General features: G+C 60.9%; 14 protein-coding genes and 4 pseudogenes. 13 read left to right on the forward strand and 5 right to left on the reverse strand.

Annotation, left to right across the window (positions count from 1 at the left end):
* Positions 1-92: 92 nt before the first annotated feature.
* The 5 genes and pseudogenes from OKW28_RS21640 to OKW28_RS21660 all read left to right on the forward strand — a co-directional run bounded on the left by OKW28_RS21640 (position 93) and on the right by OKW28_RS21660 (position 4887).
* Positions 93-1120, forward strand: a pseudogene (locus tag OKW28_RS21640) (IS110 family transposase).
* 144 nt (positions 1121-1264) lie between these two features.
* Positions 1265-1855, forward strand: a pseudogene (locus tag OKW28_RS21645) (DDE-type integrase/transposase/recombinase); the annotation flags it as partial.
* 184 nt (positions 1856-2039) lie between these two features.
* Entirely contained in the window at positions 2040-2900 is an 861-nt protein-coding gene (locus tag OKW28_RS21650; protein ID WP_429448696.1) for a sterol desaturase family protein, read from the forward strand.
* Complete coding sequence (locus tag OKW28_RS21655; protein ID WP_429448697.1) at positions 2900-4054, forward strand: acyltransferase family protein; 1155 nt, start codon at positions 2900-2902, stop codon at positions 4052-4054. Before OKW28_RS21650 ends, OKW28_RS21655 begins: the two co-directional genes overlap by 1 nt.
* Before the next feature lie 98 nt (positions 4055-4152).
* Positions 4153-4887 (forward strand): haloacid dehalogenase type II, encoded by a 735-nt coding sequence (locus OKW28_RS21660; RefSeq protein ID WP_429448699.1) that lies wholly within the window; start codon positions 4153-4155, stop codon positions 4885-4887.
* Here OKW28_RS21660 and OKW28_RS21665 read toward each other — a convergent pair.
* On the reverse strand, positions 4870-5469 hold the full coding sequence (locus OKW28_RS21665) for an NUDIX domain-containing protein (RefSeq protein WP_429448701.1): 600 nt from the start codon (positions 5467-5469) through the stop codon (positions 4870-4872). The two genes, OKW28_RS21660 and OKW28_RS21665, sit on opposite strands and share 18 nt — an antisense overlap.
* A gap of 79 nt (positions 5470-5548) precedes the next feature.
* Here OKW28_RS21665 and OKW28_RS21670 point away from each other — a divergent pair, with 79 nt between their 5' ends.
* The 7 genes from OKW28_RS21670 (at position 5549) to OKW28_RS21700 (ending at position 13303) form a co-directional block, all read left to right on the forward strand.
* Entirely contained in the window at positions 5549-6304 is a 756-nt protein-coding gene (locus OKW28_RS21670) for a DeoR/GlpR family DNA-binding transcription regulator (RefSeq protein ID WP_429448703.1), read from the forward strand.
* Positions 6305-6359: 55 nt separating this feature from the next.
* Entirely contained in the window at positions 6360-6998 is a 639-nt protein-coding gene (locus OKW28_RS21675) for a substrate-binding domain-containing protein (RefSeq protein ID WP_429448835.1), read from the forward strand.
* Between the two features lie 136 nt (positions 6999-7134).
* Positions 7135-7935: a transporter substrate-binding domain-containing protein gene (locus tag OKW28_RS21680; protein ID WP_018422645.1), complete on the forward strand. Its 801-nt coding sequence runs from the start codon at positions 7135-7137 to the stop codon at positions 7933-7935.
* 362 nt (positions 7936-8297) lie between these two features.
* Entirely contained in the window at positions 8298-9971 is a 1674-nt protein-coding gene (gene treA, locus OKW28_RS21685) for an alpha,alpha-trehalase TreA (RefSeq protein ID WP_429448705.1), read from the forward strand.
* Between the two features lie 54 nt (positions 9972-10025).
* On the forward strand, positions 10026-10394 hold the full coding sequence (locus OKW28_RS21690; protein ID WP_429448707.1) for a DUF2784 domain-containing protein: 369 nt from the start codon (positions 10026-10028) through the stop codon (positions 10392-10394).
* Positions 10395-11017: 623 nt separating this feature from the next.
* Positions 11018-12853: a S10 family serine carboxypeptidase-like protein gene (locus tag OKW28_RS21695; RefSeq protein ID WP_429448709.1), complete on the forward strand. Its 1836-nt coding sequence runs from the start codon at positions 11018-11020 to the stop codon at positions 12851-12853.
* Between the two features lie 51 nt (positions 12854-12904).
* Positions 12905-13303 carry a 2-oxoglutarate dehydrogenase gene (locus tag OKW28_RS21700; RefSeq protein WP_429448711.1) on the forward strand — a complete coding sequence of 133 codons (399 nt, stop codon included), beginning with the start codon at positions 12905-12907 and terminating at the stop codon, positions 13301-13303.
* A gap of 115 nt (positions 13304-13418) precedes the next feature.
* Here OKW28_RS21700 and OKW28_RS21705 read toward each other — a convergent pair whose 3' ends face one another.
* From OKW28_RS21705 to OKW28_RS21715, 3 genes and pseudogenes are all read right to left on the reverse strand, one after another.
* Complete coding sequence (locus OKW28_RS21705) at positions 13419-13832, reverse strand: VOC family protein (RefSeq protein ID WP_184005430.1); 414 nt, start codon at positions 13830-13832, stop codon at positions 13419-13421.
* A 120-nt stretch (positions 13833-13952) separates the two neighbouring features.
* A pseudogene (locus OKW28_RS21710) lies at positions 13953-14090 on the reverse strand (amidohydrolase family protein); the annotation flags it as partial.
* A gap of 387 nt (positions 14091-14477) precedes the next feature.
* Positions 14478-15011 carry a helix-turn-helix domain-containing protein gene (locus tag OKW28_RS21715; RefSeq protein ID WP_429448713.1) on the reverse strand — a complete coding sequence of 178 codons (534 nt, stop codon included), beginning with the start codon at positions 15009-15011 and terminating at the stop codon, positions 14478-14480.
* Between the two features lie 252 nt (positions 15012-15263).
* Between OKW28_RS21715 and OKW28_RS21720 the strand changes: the two are divergent.
* A pseudogene (locus OKW28_RS21720) lies at positions 15264-15977 on the forward strand (glycosyl hydrolase family 28 protein); the annotation flags it as partial.
* 163 nt (positions 15978-16140) lie between these two features.
* Here the strand turns inward: OKW28_RS21720 and OKW28_RS21725 are convergent.
* A partial coding sequence (locus OKW28_RS21725; protein ID WP_429448715.1) for an AI-2E family transporter occupies positions 16141-16359 on the reverse strand: 219 nt, incomplete at its 5' end.

Genomic DNA, 16359 nt, shown 5'->3' on the forward strand with positions numbered 1-16359 from the left:
CCGTCCCGAGGCTACGGCGGAAGCCGCGAGTCGGCATCAATGTGCCAAGATGAAGTTGCGAATGTTCATCGACACCAGCGAGAAGGGAGTCCATGCCTATTGTCACCATCGCAATCGATCTTGCCAAGAATGTATTCGCCGTTCACGGTGTGGACGAGACCGGCAAGGCGATGCTGATCAGGCCGCGTGTGCCGCGCGATCAACTGGCGACGTTGATTGCACAGCTGCCAGCGTGCCTCATCGGAATGGAGGCTTGCTCCGGTGCGCATCACTGGGCACCCGTGTTCCAGCAGCACGGCCATACCGTCAAACTCATGGCGCCCAACCTTGTTGCGCCTTATCGCACGTCCGGCAAGCGCGGCAAGAACGACGCGGCGGATGCTGCTGCCATCTGCGAAGCAGTGACGCGTCCGAGCATGCGTTTCGTGCCGCTGAAGGACGAACATCAGCAGGCGACGCTTTGCGTGCAACGGACACGACAAGGTTTCGTCCAGGAGAGGACCGCGACTTACAACCGGTCGCGAGGCCTGCTCCCGGAATTTGGCGTGGTGCTGCCACAGAGCCCGGAGAAGTTGCGCAGGTACATCACCGAACATCTGGACACATTGCCAGGCTGGGCGAAGCGCAGCATCAGCGATCTGCTTGAGCATGCCGGCAATATCGAAGATCGCCTGCTCGGATACGACCGTGCGATCGCCAAGATCGCGCGTGAGGATACACGCAGCAAGAGGCCAATGCAGTTGCGCGGCATCGGCCCAACCACGGCCAGTGCGTTGCTCGCCAGTATCGGTGCCGGGCACGACTTCAGAAACGGCCGGCAGGTGGCAGCCTGGATCGGACTGACGCCCGGTCACAATACAGCAGTGGCAGTAAGGCGCGGCTGGGAAGCATTACGAAGGCAGGCGACGTCTGTTTGCGCGGCCTGCTGGTCAACGGCGCCCGCGCCGTCATTGCCAGTCTCGGCGAGAAACAGGATCGCTTCAGCCGGTGGGTCCGAACCTTGGTCGAGCGCCGGGGCTACTGGCGGGCCGCCATCGCGATTGCTGCAAAGAACGCGAGATTGGCGTGGGCCTCACTGAAATATGGCGATGACTTCAAGCTCGAACCAGTGACGGACTGATCTCGATTTGGATTTATCGATCACTCGGCAATTGGACACGGACGCGGACATCACGAGCACGTAGAAACGATCACTTTGCACTGCCAGCGGTGATGTGAAGCGGGTGGGACCCGCGCGGGGTGGACAGCGTCAAGCAGCACGGCCTCCTTCCTGCTACAGCGCAAAGCGCTCCCTCCACGCCCGCAGCGCCGGCATGATGGCAAGGTCGCGGTGGCGAAGAGCAACCAGCGCTGGTGCTCGGACGGCTTTGAGTTTCGTTGCGACAACGGTGAGCCGCTGCGTGTCACGTTCGCTCTGGATTGCTGTGACCGTGAAGCGATGAGCTGGGTGGCGACAACTGGTGACCACAGTGGCGACGTGGTGCGTGACGTCATGCTGGCAGCCATCGAGACGCGCTTTGGCAACGTCTCGAAGGCACTGGCTGAAATTGAATGGCTGACGGACAACGGCTCAGGCTACACGGCGGAGAAAACCAGGACCTTGGCGTCCGACATTGGTTTGAAACCGTTGACCACACCGGTGTGCAGCCCGCAAAGTAACGGCATGGCAGAAAGCTTCGTGACAACGATGAAGCGTGACTATGTCGCCTTCATGCCGAAGCCAGATGCCGCAACCGCCGCGCGCAATCTCGCCGTCGCGTTCGAGCATTACAACGAGCAGCACCCTCATAGCGCGCTGAAGTACCGCTCGCCACACGAGTTCAGGCGCAGGACCGATTCATCAACTCAAGTGTGAGGCGGTGTCCGGAGGTACAGGGGCAAATCCACGTACGGCCATAAAACATAATTCGTATTACATTTGGACAAGACCCGCTGCATGATGGCCGAAACTGACGGTGTGATGCGCCCCCGAGAGCACCCCTGTCCCACTATTCTCATCGTCATGGCAGCGTTCTCCACATCTCGAATGGGAGAAAATGATGCAAATGTTCGATGTGTTGACTTATGTTGCTCATACCTTGCGTGCGGGAGAGCGCGTAGCTGCTGCCTCTATTCTCTGCGTCGCCGTCGAGATAATGCTGCCGTATGGCAAGGTGTCGTTTGCATCACGCGCGCGCGGCATTCTATTTCACATTTGTTATTTGTTTATAGGTGGGCTTTTCTTCGAACTTTATCATTCTGTAATCGTCGCACTGCATCTCCGACCGCTTTTCTCGATATCGCTTGACGGCGTATTGGATTCGCCGCAGCCAGTCTGGCGCGCCACCGGCATCGCCCTTGCTATCGCTGGGACGATACTGATTGGTGATTTGCTGTACTACTGGTTCCATCGCGCGCAGCATACGTTCGGTTTCTTATGGCGGTTCCACCAGGTCCACCATTCGATTCGCGAGATGAATGCGTGGAACTGCAATATGCATGTATCGGAGGAGTTGCTCCGTCCCCTCGTTGTCACGCTTCCAATGGCACTACTGATCGACTTCCATCCTCCTTTCCTATGGTCGTTGGTTGGCATGGTGATACTCATTCAGGGCACCTTTGAGCACGCCGATACACGCATCAGCTTTGGCCCGATTTCCTATCTGTTCGCAGACAATCGGTTTCATCGAATTCATCATTCAGTCGAGTTGCGCCATTACAACCGAAATTTCGCTGCAGTCGTGACCTTATGGGACGTATTGTTTGGGACCGCACACTTCCCGAAGAAAGGCGAATGGCCCGAGGTCGGTCTTGACTACACTGATGAACCTGACGGTCTGGTTGATTATCTGCTGATGCCATTCACCGTCAGGCTACCCGCCACCGCTGTACAAGACCCATCCCCACGGAGTACGGAGTGATGTCCCCACTCGCAACGACACTCGGATCGCGGCTTGCCGATGCGAAAAACAGGCCATCGGGTTTCGACTACTTGCGTCTCGTGCTCGCCGTCCTCGTGGTCGCGAGCCACACCATTAACGTCTGTTATGGTCACAAGTTCACTCAAGCGGTATGGTCCGGGCCTGCACGAGCACCGCTCGCGCTAATTTTGCCAATGTTCTTCGCTCTGAGCGGTTTCCTGGTTGCTGGCAGCTTCGAACGTTGCCGCACAATCGTTTCCTTCTGCGGACTGCGGGTGCTGCGGCTGCTACCCGCATTGGCGGTCGACACGCTGATCGCCGCATTGCTGATCGGGCCGTTCTTTACCACGCTTCCACTTCATCAATATTTCACTGATCCCGGGTTCCGGGCGTACTTCCTGAACATTCTCGGAGACGTCCATTTCGCGCTGCCAGGTATGTTCGCCAACAATCCCTGGCCGGATGCAATCAATCAGCAATTGTGGACGTTACCCTACGAACTAGCCTGTTACGTCGCATTGACTATTGCGTCGTATGCCGGCATGGCACAACGACCGCATCTTTTACTCGCCGCATCGATTGGTGCGAACGTCTTACTCGTTGCGCTTGCGAACCGTTCCGGTTCGGCTGGTACGACCGTACACGGACCGATGCTCGTTCTCTGTTTCTTCTATGGCGTTTGCGCGTACCAGTTCCGCAACCGGATCGTCTGGAGTTCATGGCTCTGTGTGCTATCTGGCCTCGTCGCAGTGATTTGCCTATCCGTTCGCGGCGCGGATTACTTCGCGGCGCTGCCCGCCGCCTATCTGACCGTCTTTCTCGGACTCACGCAACCAAGACGCCACCGCTTTGTCGCAAGCGGTGACTACTCATACGGCATCTTTCTTTACGGTTTCCCGATACAGCAAACTGTGGCCGCGATGCTTGCCCCGGCCGCCCTCACCTGGTACGTTCATTTTCCGATTTCCCTCGCCCTCACACTTCTCTTTGCAATGATGTCGTGGCATGGCGTCGAAAAGCGTGCCCTGAAACTGCGCGGCTTGCTAGACCGTATCGAAACCGGTGCGTTGCATATTGCCACCGCCGTGCCGGGGGGGCGATATCTCGTACCGGCGCCCGCGGTCCGAATCACGAAGTCGCCGACCCTCGAATGATCGTCAGAAGGCGGGGAGAGGTAGCCGCAGAGATTCAGGTGGGGCAAGAGAGAACTATTGGAAGGACCGCGAAAGGAGGAGAGCCACAAAGGAAGGTCATGGGCGTCGACTCGACACATCAAACTGCAATCAAAGCTTTCGTATTCGATGTCTTCGGAACCGTGGTTGATTGGCGAAGCGGCGTCGCGCGCGAAGCGCAACCGTTTCTGCAGCGGCACGCACCAAATCTCGACGCATCCGACTTCGCGGACGCATGGCGACGCGAGTATTCGCCCGCGATGGAAGAAGTGCGTAGCGGACGCAGACCGTATGTGCGTCTCGACGTGCTGCACCGGGAAAACCTCGTCAAAGTGCTGGCGCATTTCGGCATCGCCAACGTTCCCGTGCCGGAGATCGATGAGTTGAACCTGGCCTGGCATCGGCTGGACCCCTGGCCCGATGCCGTCGACGCATTGCAGCGCCTGAAGGCGCGCTTCATCATCGCACCGCTATCCAACGGCAACATTCGCCTGATGGTGGACATGGCAAAGCGTGCCGGTCTGCCTTGGGATGCCATTCTCGGTGCCGAAGTCGTCCGCGCTTACAAACCCTCGCCGCTGGTCTATAGCGAAACGGCGGAAATTCTCGGCATTGCGCCACGCGAATTATGCCTCGTGGCCGCACATAACAACGATCTCGCCGCTGCCCGGCGCGTCGGCTTGAGCACCGCGTTCGTCGTGCGGCCCACCGAGCATGGCCCTCAACAGACGAGCGATCTGAAGGCGGACGAGGCGTGGGACTTCATCGTCGACGATCTGCACGAACTCGCGACGCAACTAGGCTGCGCGCGCTGACGCAAACCCGCGCAAGGCGACGTACTGCAACAGCATGATCGTCTTGCCGTCGATGATTTCCCCTACGTCGACCGCTCGCAACGCGGCTTGCAACGGCATTTCGATCACCTCGAGATCTTCCCCTTCATCCTCGACGCCGCCGCCGTCGTTGACCCGCATCGACGCGTCGTACTCGCCGACATAGAAGTAGAGCTTTTCGGTTACGGATCCCGGGCTCATGTAGGCCTCGAAAATCTTGTGGACCTGACCCACGCGATACCCCGTTTCCTCCTCGACTTCGAGCCGGATGCGTTCTTCCGGCGAAGCGTTGTCGAGCAACCCGCCCGGCGCTTCGATCATCATGCCGTCGTGACCGTTCACAAACGCGGGCATGCGGAATTGTCGCGTGAGTATCACGTTGCCGGTGCGCGGACTGTGCAGCAGGATCGTCGCGCCGTTGCCGCGATCGTAGGTCTCGCGGTTCTGCCGCTGCCATGTGCCATCGCGACGCAGGAAGTCGAACGTCACCTTCTTCAGCGTGTACCAGTCGTCGGATAGCAAGGCCGTTCCGACGATGCGAACCCGGTCTTTCGTTGCGGTCATGGCGCCTCCTGTCGATCATCGACAATGATTCATGGTATCGTGCAACTTCGTGCAATTTCAAGATATTTCGTGCAATGCAATGTTGACGACCCAACGCAAGAAAGCGATCCTCGACGAACTCGCGCGCAACGGGCAGGTCCTGGCAGGCGAGCTGAGCGCGGCGTTTGGCGTGTCGGAAGACACGATCCGCCGCGATCTACGCGAACTGGCCGCGGAGGGGCGCTTGCAGCGGGTCCACGGCGGCGCGTTGCCCGCGTCGGCGGCGCTCGCGTCATTCGAGCAGCGTCAGGACATCGAGACGCTCGCCAAGCGGCGCATCGCTCGGCGAGCGGTCGAGCTGATCGGGCCGGGGCAAACCGTGATCGTCGACGGCGGCACCACGTCGGCGCTATTGGTCCAGGAGTTGCCGTCCGATTTGCACGCGACCATCGTCACGCATAGTCCGAGCGTCGCCACGGCGCTTGCCGCGCATCCTTGTGTCGAGGTGATCCTGATTGGCGGCCGGCTTTACAAACATTCGATCGTGGCCGTCGGCGCCGCGGCGATGGAAGGCATTTCGCGCATCCATGCCGACCTGTACTTCATGGGGGTGACCGGCGTGCATCCCAGCGCTGGGCTGAGCACCGGTGACTTCGAGGAAGCCGCGATCAAGCGCGCGCTCGCCGCACGGGCGGCGGAAACGGTCGTGCTCGCGTCGTCGTCGAAACTGAACGCCGCATCGCGGTTCGTGATCGGCGAGATCAAACTCGCGCAGACCATCGTGGTCGAGAAGAAGACCAGCGCGGAATTGACGAAGCCGATCGAAGCGGCTGGGGTGACTGTGATGAGAGCGTAGGGGTGGCGAGGTCGCCACCCGGCGCGCTCAATCATCCATCGGCCGATCGTTAGGCATTACCGAGCTGATCGCGCTGACGTTTCTGCGCCGCCTCGTGCGCGAGATCAGGCTCGCGTATCCGGCGGTGTCGTTCGAGCCGGAAATCGACGTCAGCACGAAACTGACGTCGCGACTCTTCGCCGGCGAAATCGACTTCATCATCGCGCCGACCCCGATCCGCACGCCGCGCTTCACATCGATACCGCTGCGCAAGCTGCATCTCGCGTGGATGGCCAGTCCGTCGCTGGTCGGCGACGCGCGCACGTTCTCGCTCGACGAGAACGCCGCGTGGCCGATCCTGATGCAGGCCGGCACGTCCGGCGTCGATGCGATCTACGAGCGCTGGTTCGAGTCGAACAATGTATCGATACGCCGTGCCTTTGCGGGCAATAGCCTGATCTCGCTGTGTTCGTTGACGATCGCGGGAGTCGGCGTCAGTTATCTGCCCGCGCTTTATTTCGCCGAATTCGTCCGGCAAGGCGAGCTCGCGGTACTGTATTCGCAGCCGGAACTGCCGCCGGTAAGGTACTACGCGGTCTATCGCAACGACGGGCCGCAGCGGCTCTATTCGCACGTCGCAAGCCTCATGCGGGAGTTCTGCGATTTTTCGAAGCCGGCGTTTCATCCGCGCGCGCCCGCTTCCGAACAAAGATAAAACAGGCGACTTTTGAAGTGCTAGGATGACGCGCGCAACCCGGCCTGTTCCACGAAGCGACACTGCCGGGTTGCCGACACGATGGTGAAATCGTTGCGTTGTGCAGCCTGATACTCAAGTACAGAGGAGACACTCAATGAAACTTTCGAAGCTGCTTATAAACGCGTTGGCGCTCTCGGCTCTCAGCTTTACCGCGGTCGCGGCTCATGCCGAAGATCTGCTCGATTCGGTCAAACAGGCCGGAGTCCTGAAGATCGGTCTCGAAGGCACCTATCCGCCGTTCGACTCGCGCAACAAGGACGGCGAGCTCGAAGGCTTCGACGTCGATGTCGCGAAAGCCGTGGCGGCGAAGCTCGGCGTAAAGCCGGTATTCATTCCGACCGAGTGGAGCGGCATTATCGCGGCGCTGCAGAGCGGCAAATTCGACGTGATCATCAATCAGGTCACCATTACCCCGCAACGCAAACAGGTTCTTGATTTCAGCCAGCCGTACACGTACTCGGCCGCGCAGCTGATCCAACGGGCGGACGACAAGCGTGAGTTCAAATCGCTCGACGAATTCAAGGGCGACAAGAAGATCGGCGTGACGCTCGGCACCAACTACGACCAGATGGCGCGCGCGGTACCTGGCATCAACGTGCAAACTTATCCGGGTGCGCCCGAGAAACTGCGCGATCTCGCCGCCAGGCGTATCGATGCGACGATCGACGACCGGCTGATGCTGCCGTACATCATCAAGAACTCGCAGTTGCCGTTGCGTACGGGCGCGGTGCTGAAAGGCGCCGAGCAGGAAATGGGCATCCCGTTCCGCAAGGACAATCCGAAGTTCGCGAAAGCACTCGACGACGCGCTGACCCAAATGAAGCAGGACGGCACGCTCAAGAAGATCTCGATGCACTGGTTCGGCACGGACGTGACTCAGCCTATCGCGCAGTAATTTTCTCGTTGTTCTCGCGTACCCGCGCCGACCAGCCGAATGGTCGACGCAGGTACGCCGCTTGCTCGCTGGGCGGGTTTCTGCCGCGGAATCGCTCGCGATCAACGCTTCCATTGCTTCGAATCACGAAGCAAGCGCGGATACGCCATTACGCGCACCTTCTCCCTCGTTCATCACGTTTCATTCTTCATGCTGAATGCATGCACGCTCTGCTGCGCCGCAGTTGCCTGATGCTTCGAAAGCGTGCGATGCTTTCGGAGCCATTGATCCGGCCACCTCGTGTCGGACTCGCATGTCGCCGGGAGACGACCTCGAATGGCACGCGATGAGACCAGTGAAATGCCCACAACCTTGGAGGCATCATGAGCATTCAATCACTGTCTCGCAGCCGCACCGCATCAACCGCCCATCTCTTCCCCAGCTCAAGTAAGTACTTCGTGCCGCGGCGTTCGCCGATCACGCTCGGCGTCGCCTGCATCGCCTCGCTCGTCTTCGCATCCGCGAGCTGTCTGGCCGATACCCAGGTGGGCGCCACGCTGCCGCCGGCGCCCGACATTCTGTACGGCGATCTGTTCGTCGCCGTGCAAACCGCGCAGATCTTCGCCGACCAGAAGACGTTCGTCGACGCGACGCCGAATGGCAATCCCGCCGCGATCGTCCAGCTATACGAAACGCAGAAGAACCAGCCCGGCTTTTCGCTGCAGAAATTCGTCAGCCAGTACTTCACGCCGCCGCCCGATCAGAGCATCACGCCGCCGCCGAACCAGAGCCTGCGCGAGCACATCGACTGGCTCTGGAACGGCCTCACGCGCACGACGACGAGCGCGCCCGACTACAGCTCGCTGATCCCGCTGCCCAAACCATACGTCGTGCCGGGCGGCCGCTTTCGCGAAGGCTACTACTGGGATACCTATTTCACGATGCTGGGGCTGCAGGAGTCCGGACGTGAAGATCTCGTCGACGATATGCTCGACAACTTCGCGTACATGATCGACACGTTCGGCCACATACCGAACGGCAATCGCACGTACTATCTGAGCCGCTCGCAGCCGCCGTTCTACTCGTATATGGTGGAGCTCGCGGCGCAAAAGGAAGGCAACAAGGTTTATCAGAAGTACCTGCCTGTGCTGCGCAAGGAGTACGCGTACTGGATGCAAGGCTCGTCCAGCACGCCGCGCGGCGGCGCTACGCGCAATGTGGTCGTGCTCAACGATGGCACCGTGCTGAACCGCTACTGGGACGATCTGGACACGCCGCGCGACGAGTCGTACCTCGAGGACGTGCAGACCGCGCAGGCGAGCGGCCGGCCGGCCAACCAGGTCTACCGCGATCTGCGTGCGACCGCCGAAAGCGGCTGGGATTTCAGCTCACGCTGGTTCGGCGACAACCAGACGCTCGCAACGGTGCGCACGACATCGATCATCCCGGTCGATCTGAACAGCCTGTTGTTCCATCTGGAGACGACGATCGCGCGCGGCTGCTCGGAGACACGCGACTTCCGTTGCGTCGCGCAGTTCATCGGCTACGCGGCGCGGCGCGCGGAAGGCATCAACCGCTATCTGTGGAATCGCAACGGCTACTACGGCGACTACGACTGGCAACTCGGCAAGTCGCGCGACAACCAGACACCGGCGATGCTGTATCCGCTGATGGCCGGCGTGGCGTGGCCCGATCGCGCGTGGAAGACCGCCCGGACCGTGGAGAATGTGCTGCTCAAGCAGGGCGGCCTCACGACGTCGACCTATAACACCACGCAGCAATGGGACGCGCCGAACGGCTGGGCGCCGTTGCACTGGATCGCGATTCAGGGCCTCAAGCGCTACGGACGCGCCGACCTCGCGCAGCCGATCGGCACGCGCTTTCTCGCGGACGTCGAGAACGTCTACAACACGCAGCACAAGCTAGTCGAGAAGTACGTCGTGGAAGGCGCGGGCGAAGGCGGCGGCGGGGGTGGCGAGTATCCGCTGCAGGACGGCTTCGGGTGGACCAATGGCGTAACGTTGATGCTGCTCGATCTGTATGGCAATGGGCAGTGAGTCCCCGCGGCATCGTCAAGCGAGTGTCGTGCGGCTAGTCCCAATGGAAGCAGAATGATCTGGCTCGCCAATATTGTTCTCGTGCTGCACGCGCTGATCGTGGTGTTTATCGTCGGCGGACTACTCGCCATCTGGATCGCCCACGGTTTGCGACTTCCGTGGGCGCGCAATCGCACATTCCGGACGGTACATGTTCTCGCCATCGGTATCGTGGCGACCCTTGCGGTGCTCAATGTGCCGTGCCCGTTAACCGTTCTGGAGGATCGTCTGCGCACGGGAACGGTCGGTCCGCAAGGCTTCATACAGCGCTGGGTCAGCGCCTGGCTGTATTACGACTTTCCGGGCTGGGTGTTCGTAGTCGCCTATGTCGCTTTCTTGCTGGCGGTGATTGTTACGTGGTACCGAATTCGGCCACGAGCGTGACGGGCGTACCGCCGCCCCGCTCGCCGAAGCGATCGACGCCGCCCGGACGGAAATTCGCCAGCCTGCTCTTTTTTCAATTCTATTGAGCACGCATTTTCACCGGTTAAATTTACCATTCAGCTATATTTATAAAACGCAATTAATTCCGACAACATAGCCACGAAAATCCGCAGTTCGTCGTCGCCATTCAATGCAATTCGGATAAATCCGCCAGCGTTTTTCTGCCCCCCATGCGGCGGCGACCGCGCCAGCGCTCGATCGCAAAGCGCTACTCCTCCACAAGATCCAACTTTATTCTGAATCGCATAGTTGCCGCTTGATCCTTGACAAGACCGCATTTCACAACCTATTTTCACTCTTGCTGTAAGCATCGGAAAGATTCAATTTTTAATTTCCCTTGAAATGTCGAGATAAATCGACAGGGAATTCCTTTATCCATTCAATTAGCAATTACAGAAAGCGGATGGAAATATTAATGCAAGTATTTTGAATTAATGCATTGCGAACGGCTGTCCATGCAACCGCTGCGTGCCATCGAGTGCGGTGCGGGTTATTCGATCTCCAATGCGCGCGACCGGCGAAAAGCGGCCTTTGTGTAGCGGTATCACTCACCAGGGAACGAGATGAAACCAGACAGAAAGAGTACCGACGATGGTCGCGTCCGTCGTCATGGCCGGCTCGCCGCGCTAAGCGCGCTGACACTCGGAATCGTTATGCTCGCCGGATGCGGCGGCAGCGACGGAGGTTCGTCGGCGTCGGCGGTGCCAAGCGGCATGGCGCAGGTCGCCAATCAGGCGCAAGCGGCGTCGGCGCCGCAGACGCCATCCGCCAATCAGCCCTACACCGATCTCACCACCTATTCGACGAGTGCGACGTCCGGGATAGCCGCGTCGCTGGTCGCGGAGAAAGCGGCGATCATGCATTACCAATGGACGTCCGGCAGCACCACCGTCAATTACACGACGACCACCGGCCACCTGACCGCAATGGATCTGACGAGCGGCGCACCCGAAGCGACGATGTCCTACGTGGCCTACACGGCGCCGAGCACGAATGGCAAACCGCGCCCCGTTACGTTCGTCTATAACGGCGGGCCGGGTTCTTCGTCGATCTGGCTGCGTCTCGGATCGTTCGCGCCGACGCGCGTCGCGACCACCGATCCGCTGCTGAACGGCACCAGCTGGCCGAACTATCCGCTTGTGAACAACACCGAGAGCCTGATCGACACGACCGATCTCGTGTTCATCGATCCGCCGGGCACGGGCCTCTCCGAAGCGATCCTGCCGAACACGAACCAGACCTACTGGAGCACCGATGCGGACGCGAACATCATGCGCGACTTCATCATCCGCTACCTGACGGTCAATTCACGCAGCAGCTCGCCGATCTATCTGTACGGCGAATCGTACGGCACGCCTCGCACCGACATCCTCGCGCTCGCGCTCGAATCGGCCGGCGTGCATCTGACGGGGATCACGCTGCAGTCTTCGATCCTGAACTACTTCGCGGACGCGATCGAGGCGGTGGCAATCACGGGTTCGCCCGACCAGCTCGCGCTCGAAACCGATACGCTGAGCGGCTACATGCCGGGCTATGCCGAGGTCGCGGCGTACTACAACCAGGTATCGCCAGCGCCAGTGAGTCAGGCGACCTACGCGCTTCGCAGCGAGGCGTTCGTGACCGCCAACTACAACCTGTTCAAGAATTATTCGCTGTACTGGACCTTGAGCCAGCTCGGCGCGCCCACCTACGCGGGACCGCCGAACTTCCCGCCGACGTGGCTGGAGAGGGTCTGGGACGCCGAATCCGGTCTCACGTTGCAGGCGATGCAGGGCTACTTCAACATCAATCCGTTCAACCTCACGCTGGTGCCGGGCTCGACGATAGGTCGCTACGATGGTCGCGTGTCGTTGCCCAACTCGGACTCGCGTCTGCAGAGCGACGGCGACCCGTCGGACATCCTGATCTCGCTGCCATTCACCAATGCGTTGGCGACACAGATGCCGGATTACCTCGGCTACACGGCGCCGAACGCGGCGTACATGCCGCTGAACGACGCGATCATCCAGGTGTGGGATTTCTCGCACGGCGGCCAGCCGCTGCCCGACACGATCCCCGATCTGCTCGGTGCGCTAAAGCTGAATCCGCAACTGAAGGTGCTGGCGGAAAACGGCTTCCACGATCTCGCCACGCCGTTCTTTAATACCGAGAAGCAGCTCGCGCGGCTCAAGACGGTCCAGGGTCTCAACCCGAATCTGCAGGTCAACTTCTTCCAGGGCGGACATATGATTTATCTGGATGACGTGGCGCGCCCGCAGATGAAGGCGGATCTCGCGGCCTTCTATGGTGGCACGCCGATAGCGGGCGCGCTGACGCTCGCGACGCTGCCTCCGCCGTGGGCCGACGAAGCGTCAGCCGCTACGCCGACGAGCGAGGCGGTCGCCGCGGCCGCGCCCTGATCGATGGTGGTTTCGCTTCGCGCGAAACCCTCTGACTACTTTTTATGGCGAATGATCATGTCTTCAATCGATATCTTGCGACGTGCTCTGGCGTTGATCGTCCTCGGTGTGATCGTCGGCAGTGCGCATGCGTTGCCGCCTCAGCCGGTGGCGCCCGTGACGCTACCCAACGGCGGACACGGCGTGGACGGTCCGTTCTTTCCTCATAACCGTGCCAACGCTGTCGCGCCGACCACCGGCTCGACGCTGCAGCAGCAGGCTCAGCAGCGCGTGGAGAACAGACTGGGCGCGAAATCGGTGCTCAGCAACGGCTCGTCGATCACCAAGGCCCAGGCGCAAAGCAATGGGTTCGGCTATATCGCCAGGCATTTTGACGAGATCGATACCGCGCATTCGGGCCGCGTGACGTTGAACGACGTTCGGCAGTATCTGCAGCAGCATCAGCAGTGAGAGTCCGGTAGTCCAGTGGTCCGGGATGACGGCTGGCGGTGCGTCGCGATCGTGCGACGCACCGCCGGCCGTATGCGGCTGCGCGCCGCGCCCGCGCGCGGCGGATCGCTCACGCTCACTTGCCCGTTGCCGCCTGGATCATCTTCCATCCATTGCCCGCCGGATCGCGAAAGCCCGCATCGACGCTGCCGAAACGATCCACCGGCTCCTGCGTGAATTCCACGCCGCGCGCCTTCAACTGCTCGTAGCTCGCGCGACAGTCGGCAACGGACAGCACCAATGGCGGCATCGCCCCCTTCGCGACCATCGCGCGCAGCGTTTGCGCGGTCGCTTCATCGTGGACCGGCGGCCCCGGCGCGAACAGTCCCAACTGGAAAGACGGCTGTTCCGGGTGCTGGACCGTGAGCCAGCGGTAAGCACCGTTGCGCACGTCGGTGTGGACGCGAAAGCCGAGTTTGTCGACGTAGAACGAAAGCGCCGCATCCTGATCATCGACGTACAAACCGACCACATTGATACCCTGATTCATGACTCCTCCCTCGCTGGTTGAGGGTTCGACTGTATCGCAGGCCACGCGGCGGCGCTTCTCCAAAACTGCGATCGGCAGGTTCGGGCGTTTGCCCGGCCTTCGGCACGCCGGCGCGCCGGTTCAATGCAATTCGTTGAATTCGACGCGCCCGCACTTCATAACCAGCGGGATGCGCTCGCCCTGGCCCGTCAGACAAGTCAAGTCGCGCAATGGATCGCCGTCGACTACCAGCACGTCGGCGTAGGCACCCGGCGTCAGGCACCGGCAGCATGAAGGCCAGCACGGCGGCATCCATCGCATCGAAGACGTAGCCGAGTCCTCCCAGCCATAGTAGTTTGCGATGAAAGCTCGAGTACGGCAGGCGCTCTATACGGGCGGGAATCGTCGACATAGCTTGCTTCCAGAAAGGGCAGCGCCGTGGCGCCGGGCATGGTCGAACGAATATAGGAAGTCGGAATGAGCGGGTCTTGGTTGGAAACCGCAGCGAACATGCGGATTCCGGCATCAGGGCGCGGCGTGCCGCGAGACGCTAAAGCGCTTCGCAAAGGCAGCGGGGCGTCGGTATCGCGGCGCTCGCGCGTCGAACGCGAGCGCTGCGTCCCTTCAGATCGTCGACGTGCGCGCCGACCACATCGATACCCTCATTCACGACGTCTCGCTGGTAGGAGGCTCGACGGTGTCGCTGACCATGCGGCGGCGCTTTTCCAGAACTGCGGTCGTCAGATCGGGGCGTTGCGCGGCCTTCAGCACGCAGGCGGGCACGCGATCGAGTTCAGCGGGATTGGCGCGTGCCTGCACGCGCATCTCGCTCGGGCTCAGGCCGGTAATGTCGCGAAAGACGCGGCCGAACGTGCCGAGGCTTTCCCAGCCGGTCGCGAACGCAATGTCGGTAATGCCGAGGTCGGTGTCACGCAGAAGCGTGGTGGCCTGTTCGATACGCCGCGTCAACAGATAGCGGTGTGGCGGCACGCCGAAGGCCCGCTTGAACGAACGCGCGAAGTGCGCGTCCGACACGCCGCTGACTTCGGCCAGCCGCCGCACCGGCCAGGCTTCGTGCGAGGCGGCATCGATGCGGTCTTTCGCACGCAGCAGGCGACGCAGCAGCGCCGGGTCTTCGAGTGCTTCGGCGCCGCCCGAGACGGGGGTCGGCTGGACTGCAGGGTCGTGTGAGCCGGGCATATGTTCGCGTTAGAACCGATAGCCGATGCCCGGCCGCCGCCGCGGCAAGAACGAGCGCGGCCATGAGGAGCGTCCAGGCAGGCTTTGTCATCGAGCGGCAGGCCTCGTGTTGATGGAAAGACGCACAAGCTGCGGCCCCTGGCCCTGGCCGCAACCCGAGGCCATTGTTGCACGGCTTTGCGTGAACCTCGCGTCAAAGGCCGATCGAAAATTTTTCGATTTATTTGAAGAGATGGCAACGGTGCTGTGGACGATACCGCGAAGAACACCGACGCGTTCGACCCGGGTTCGGCCTCGAAGGCGGTCACGCAGGCGCTGGCGACCGGCAGCACCACGACTTCGTCGGCCGGCAAGATCGCGTTCGACGGCTACCTGAAGAACCTCGTGTTCGCCTACAACTACATCAGCACCGGCGGCGACGACATTGCGATCAAGGGTTCGAACAACCCGAGCCCGGCAGGTTCGGGCCTGTATGGTGTCGACGGCGATCGCGACGTCGCGACCGATCGCAAGTATGGTTTTGTCATCGCGCACAACCATATTTACGCGGGTCACGGCGTGTCGGTCGGCAGCGAGACCAATGCGGGCGTGACGAGCGTGCAGGTGTACGACAACTCGTTCGATGGCTCCGAACAGGCGCTACGCATCAAGTCCGACTGGGCGCGCGGCGGTCTCGTGACGAACATCAACTACAACAATATCTGTATCCGCAATAGCGGCCAGGCGCTGTTGTTCACGCCGTACTACAGCACGAAGGCGCTGTCGAATCCGAATTCTCCGCTCTATCCGGACTTCCACGACATCACGCTGTCGAACATCCACATCATCGGTGGCACGTCGGCGATCTTCGAGGGCTTCGAGGCGAACTCGGGCGGCATCGCGCACGCGCAGATTCCGCTCGGCATGACGCTCAACAACGTGCTCGCCTTCGTCGACGACCGGCCAGACGTGGTCGGGTTCTTCGCAGTAAGCAGCAAGAGTTAAACGCTGATGGCAACAGCGTGCGGCGGCGGCAAGCCGCACGCGTCGAGATAGACGTGTTTCATTCGACCGCCCGCGCGGACTATTCCGCAGGGGCCGTTTTCATTTCATGCGCCGGGTCGATCATAGGTCCGCCATGGTGGGCGCTTCACGCGGTCTGTTCGGTCTTGCCGTAAGTGAGCCGGCCGTTTTTCGACAGCAGCACCGCAACCGGCCGCGTCATTTCGAACTCGGAGAAAATGATCGTCATGCTGGCGGTGATCGGCACCGCGAGAAAGGCGCCCGGCACGCCCCACAAAGCCGACCACACGGCCATGCTCGCGAGAATCGCGAACGGGCTCAGGTTCAGGGAGTTGCCCGTCAGATA

The organism is Paraburkholderia sp. 40, from assembly GCF_050434105.1.
Taxonomy (GTDB): domain Bacteria; phylum Pseudomonadota; class Gammaproteobacteria; order Burkholderiales; family Burkholderiaceae; genus Paraburkholderia; species Paraburkholderia tuberum.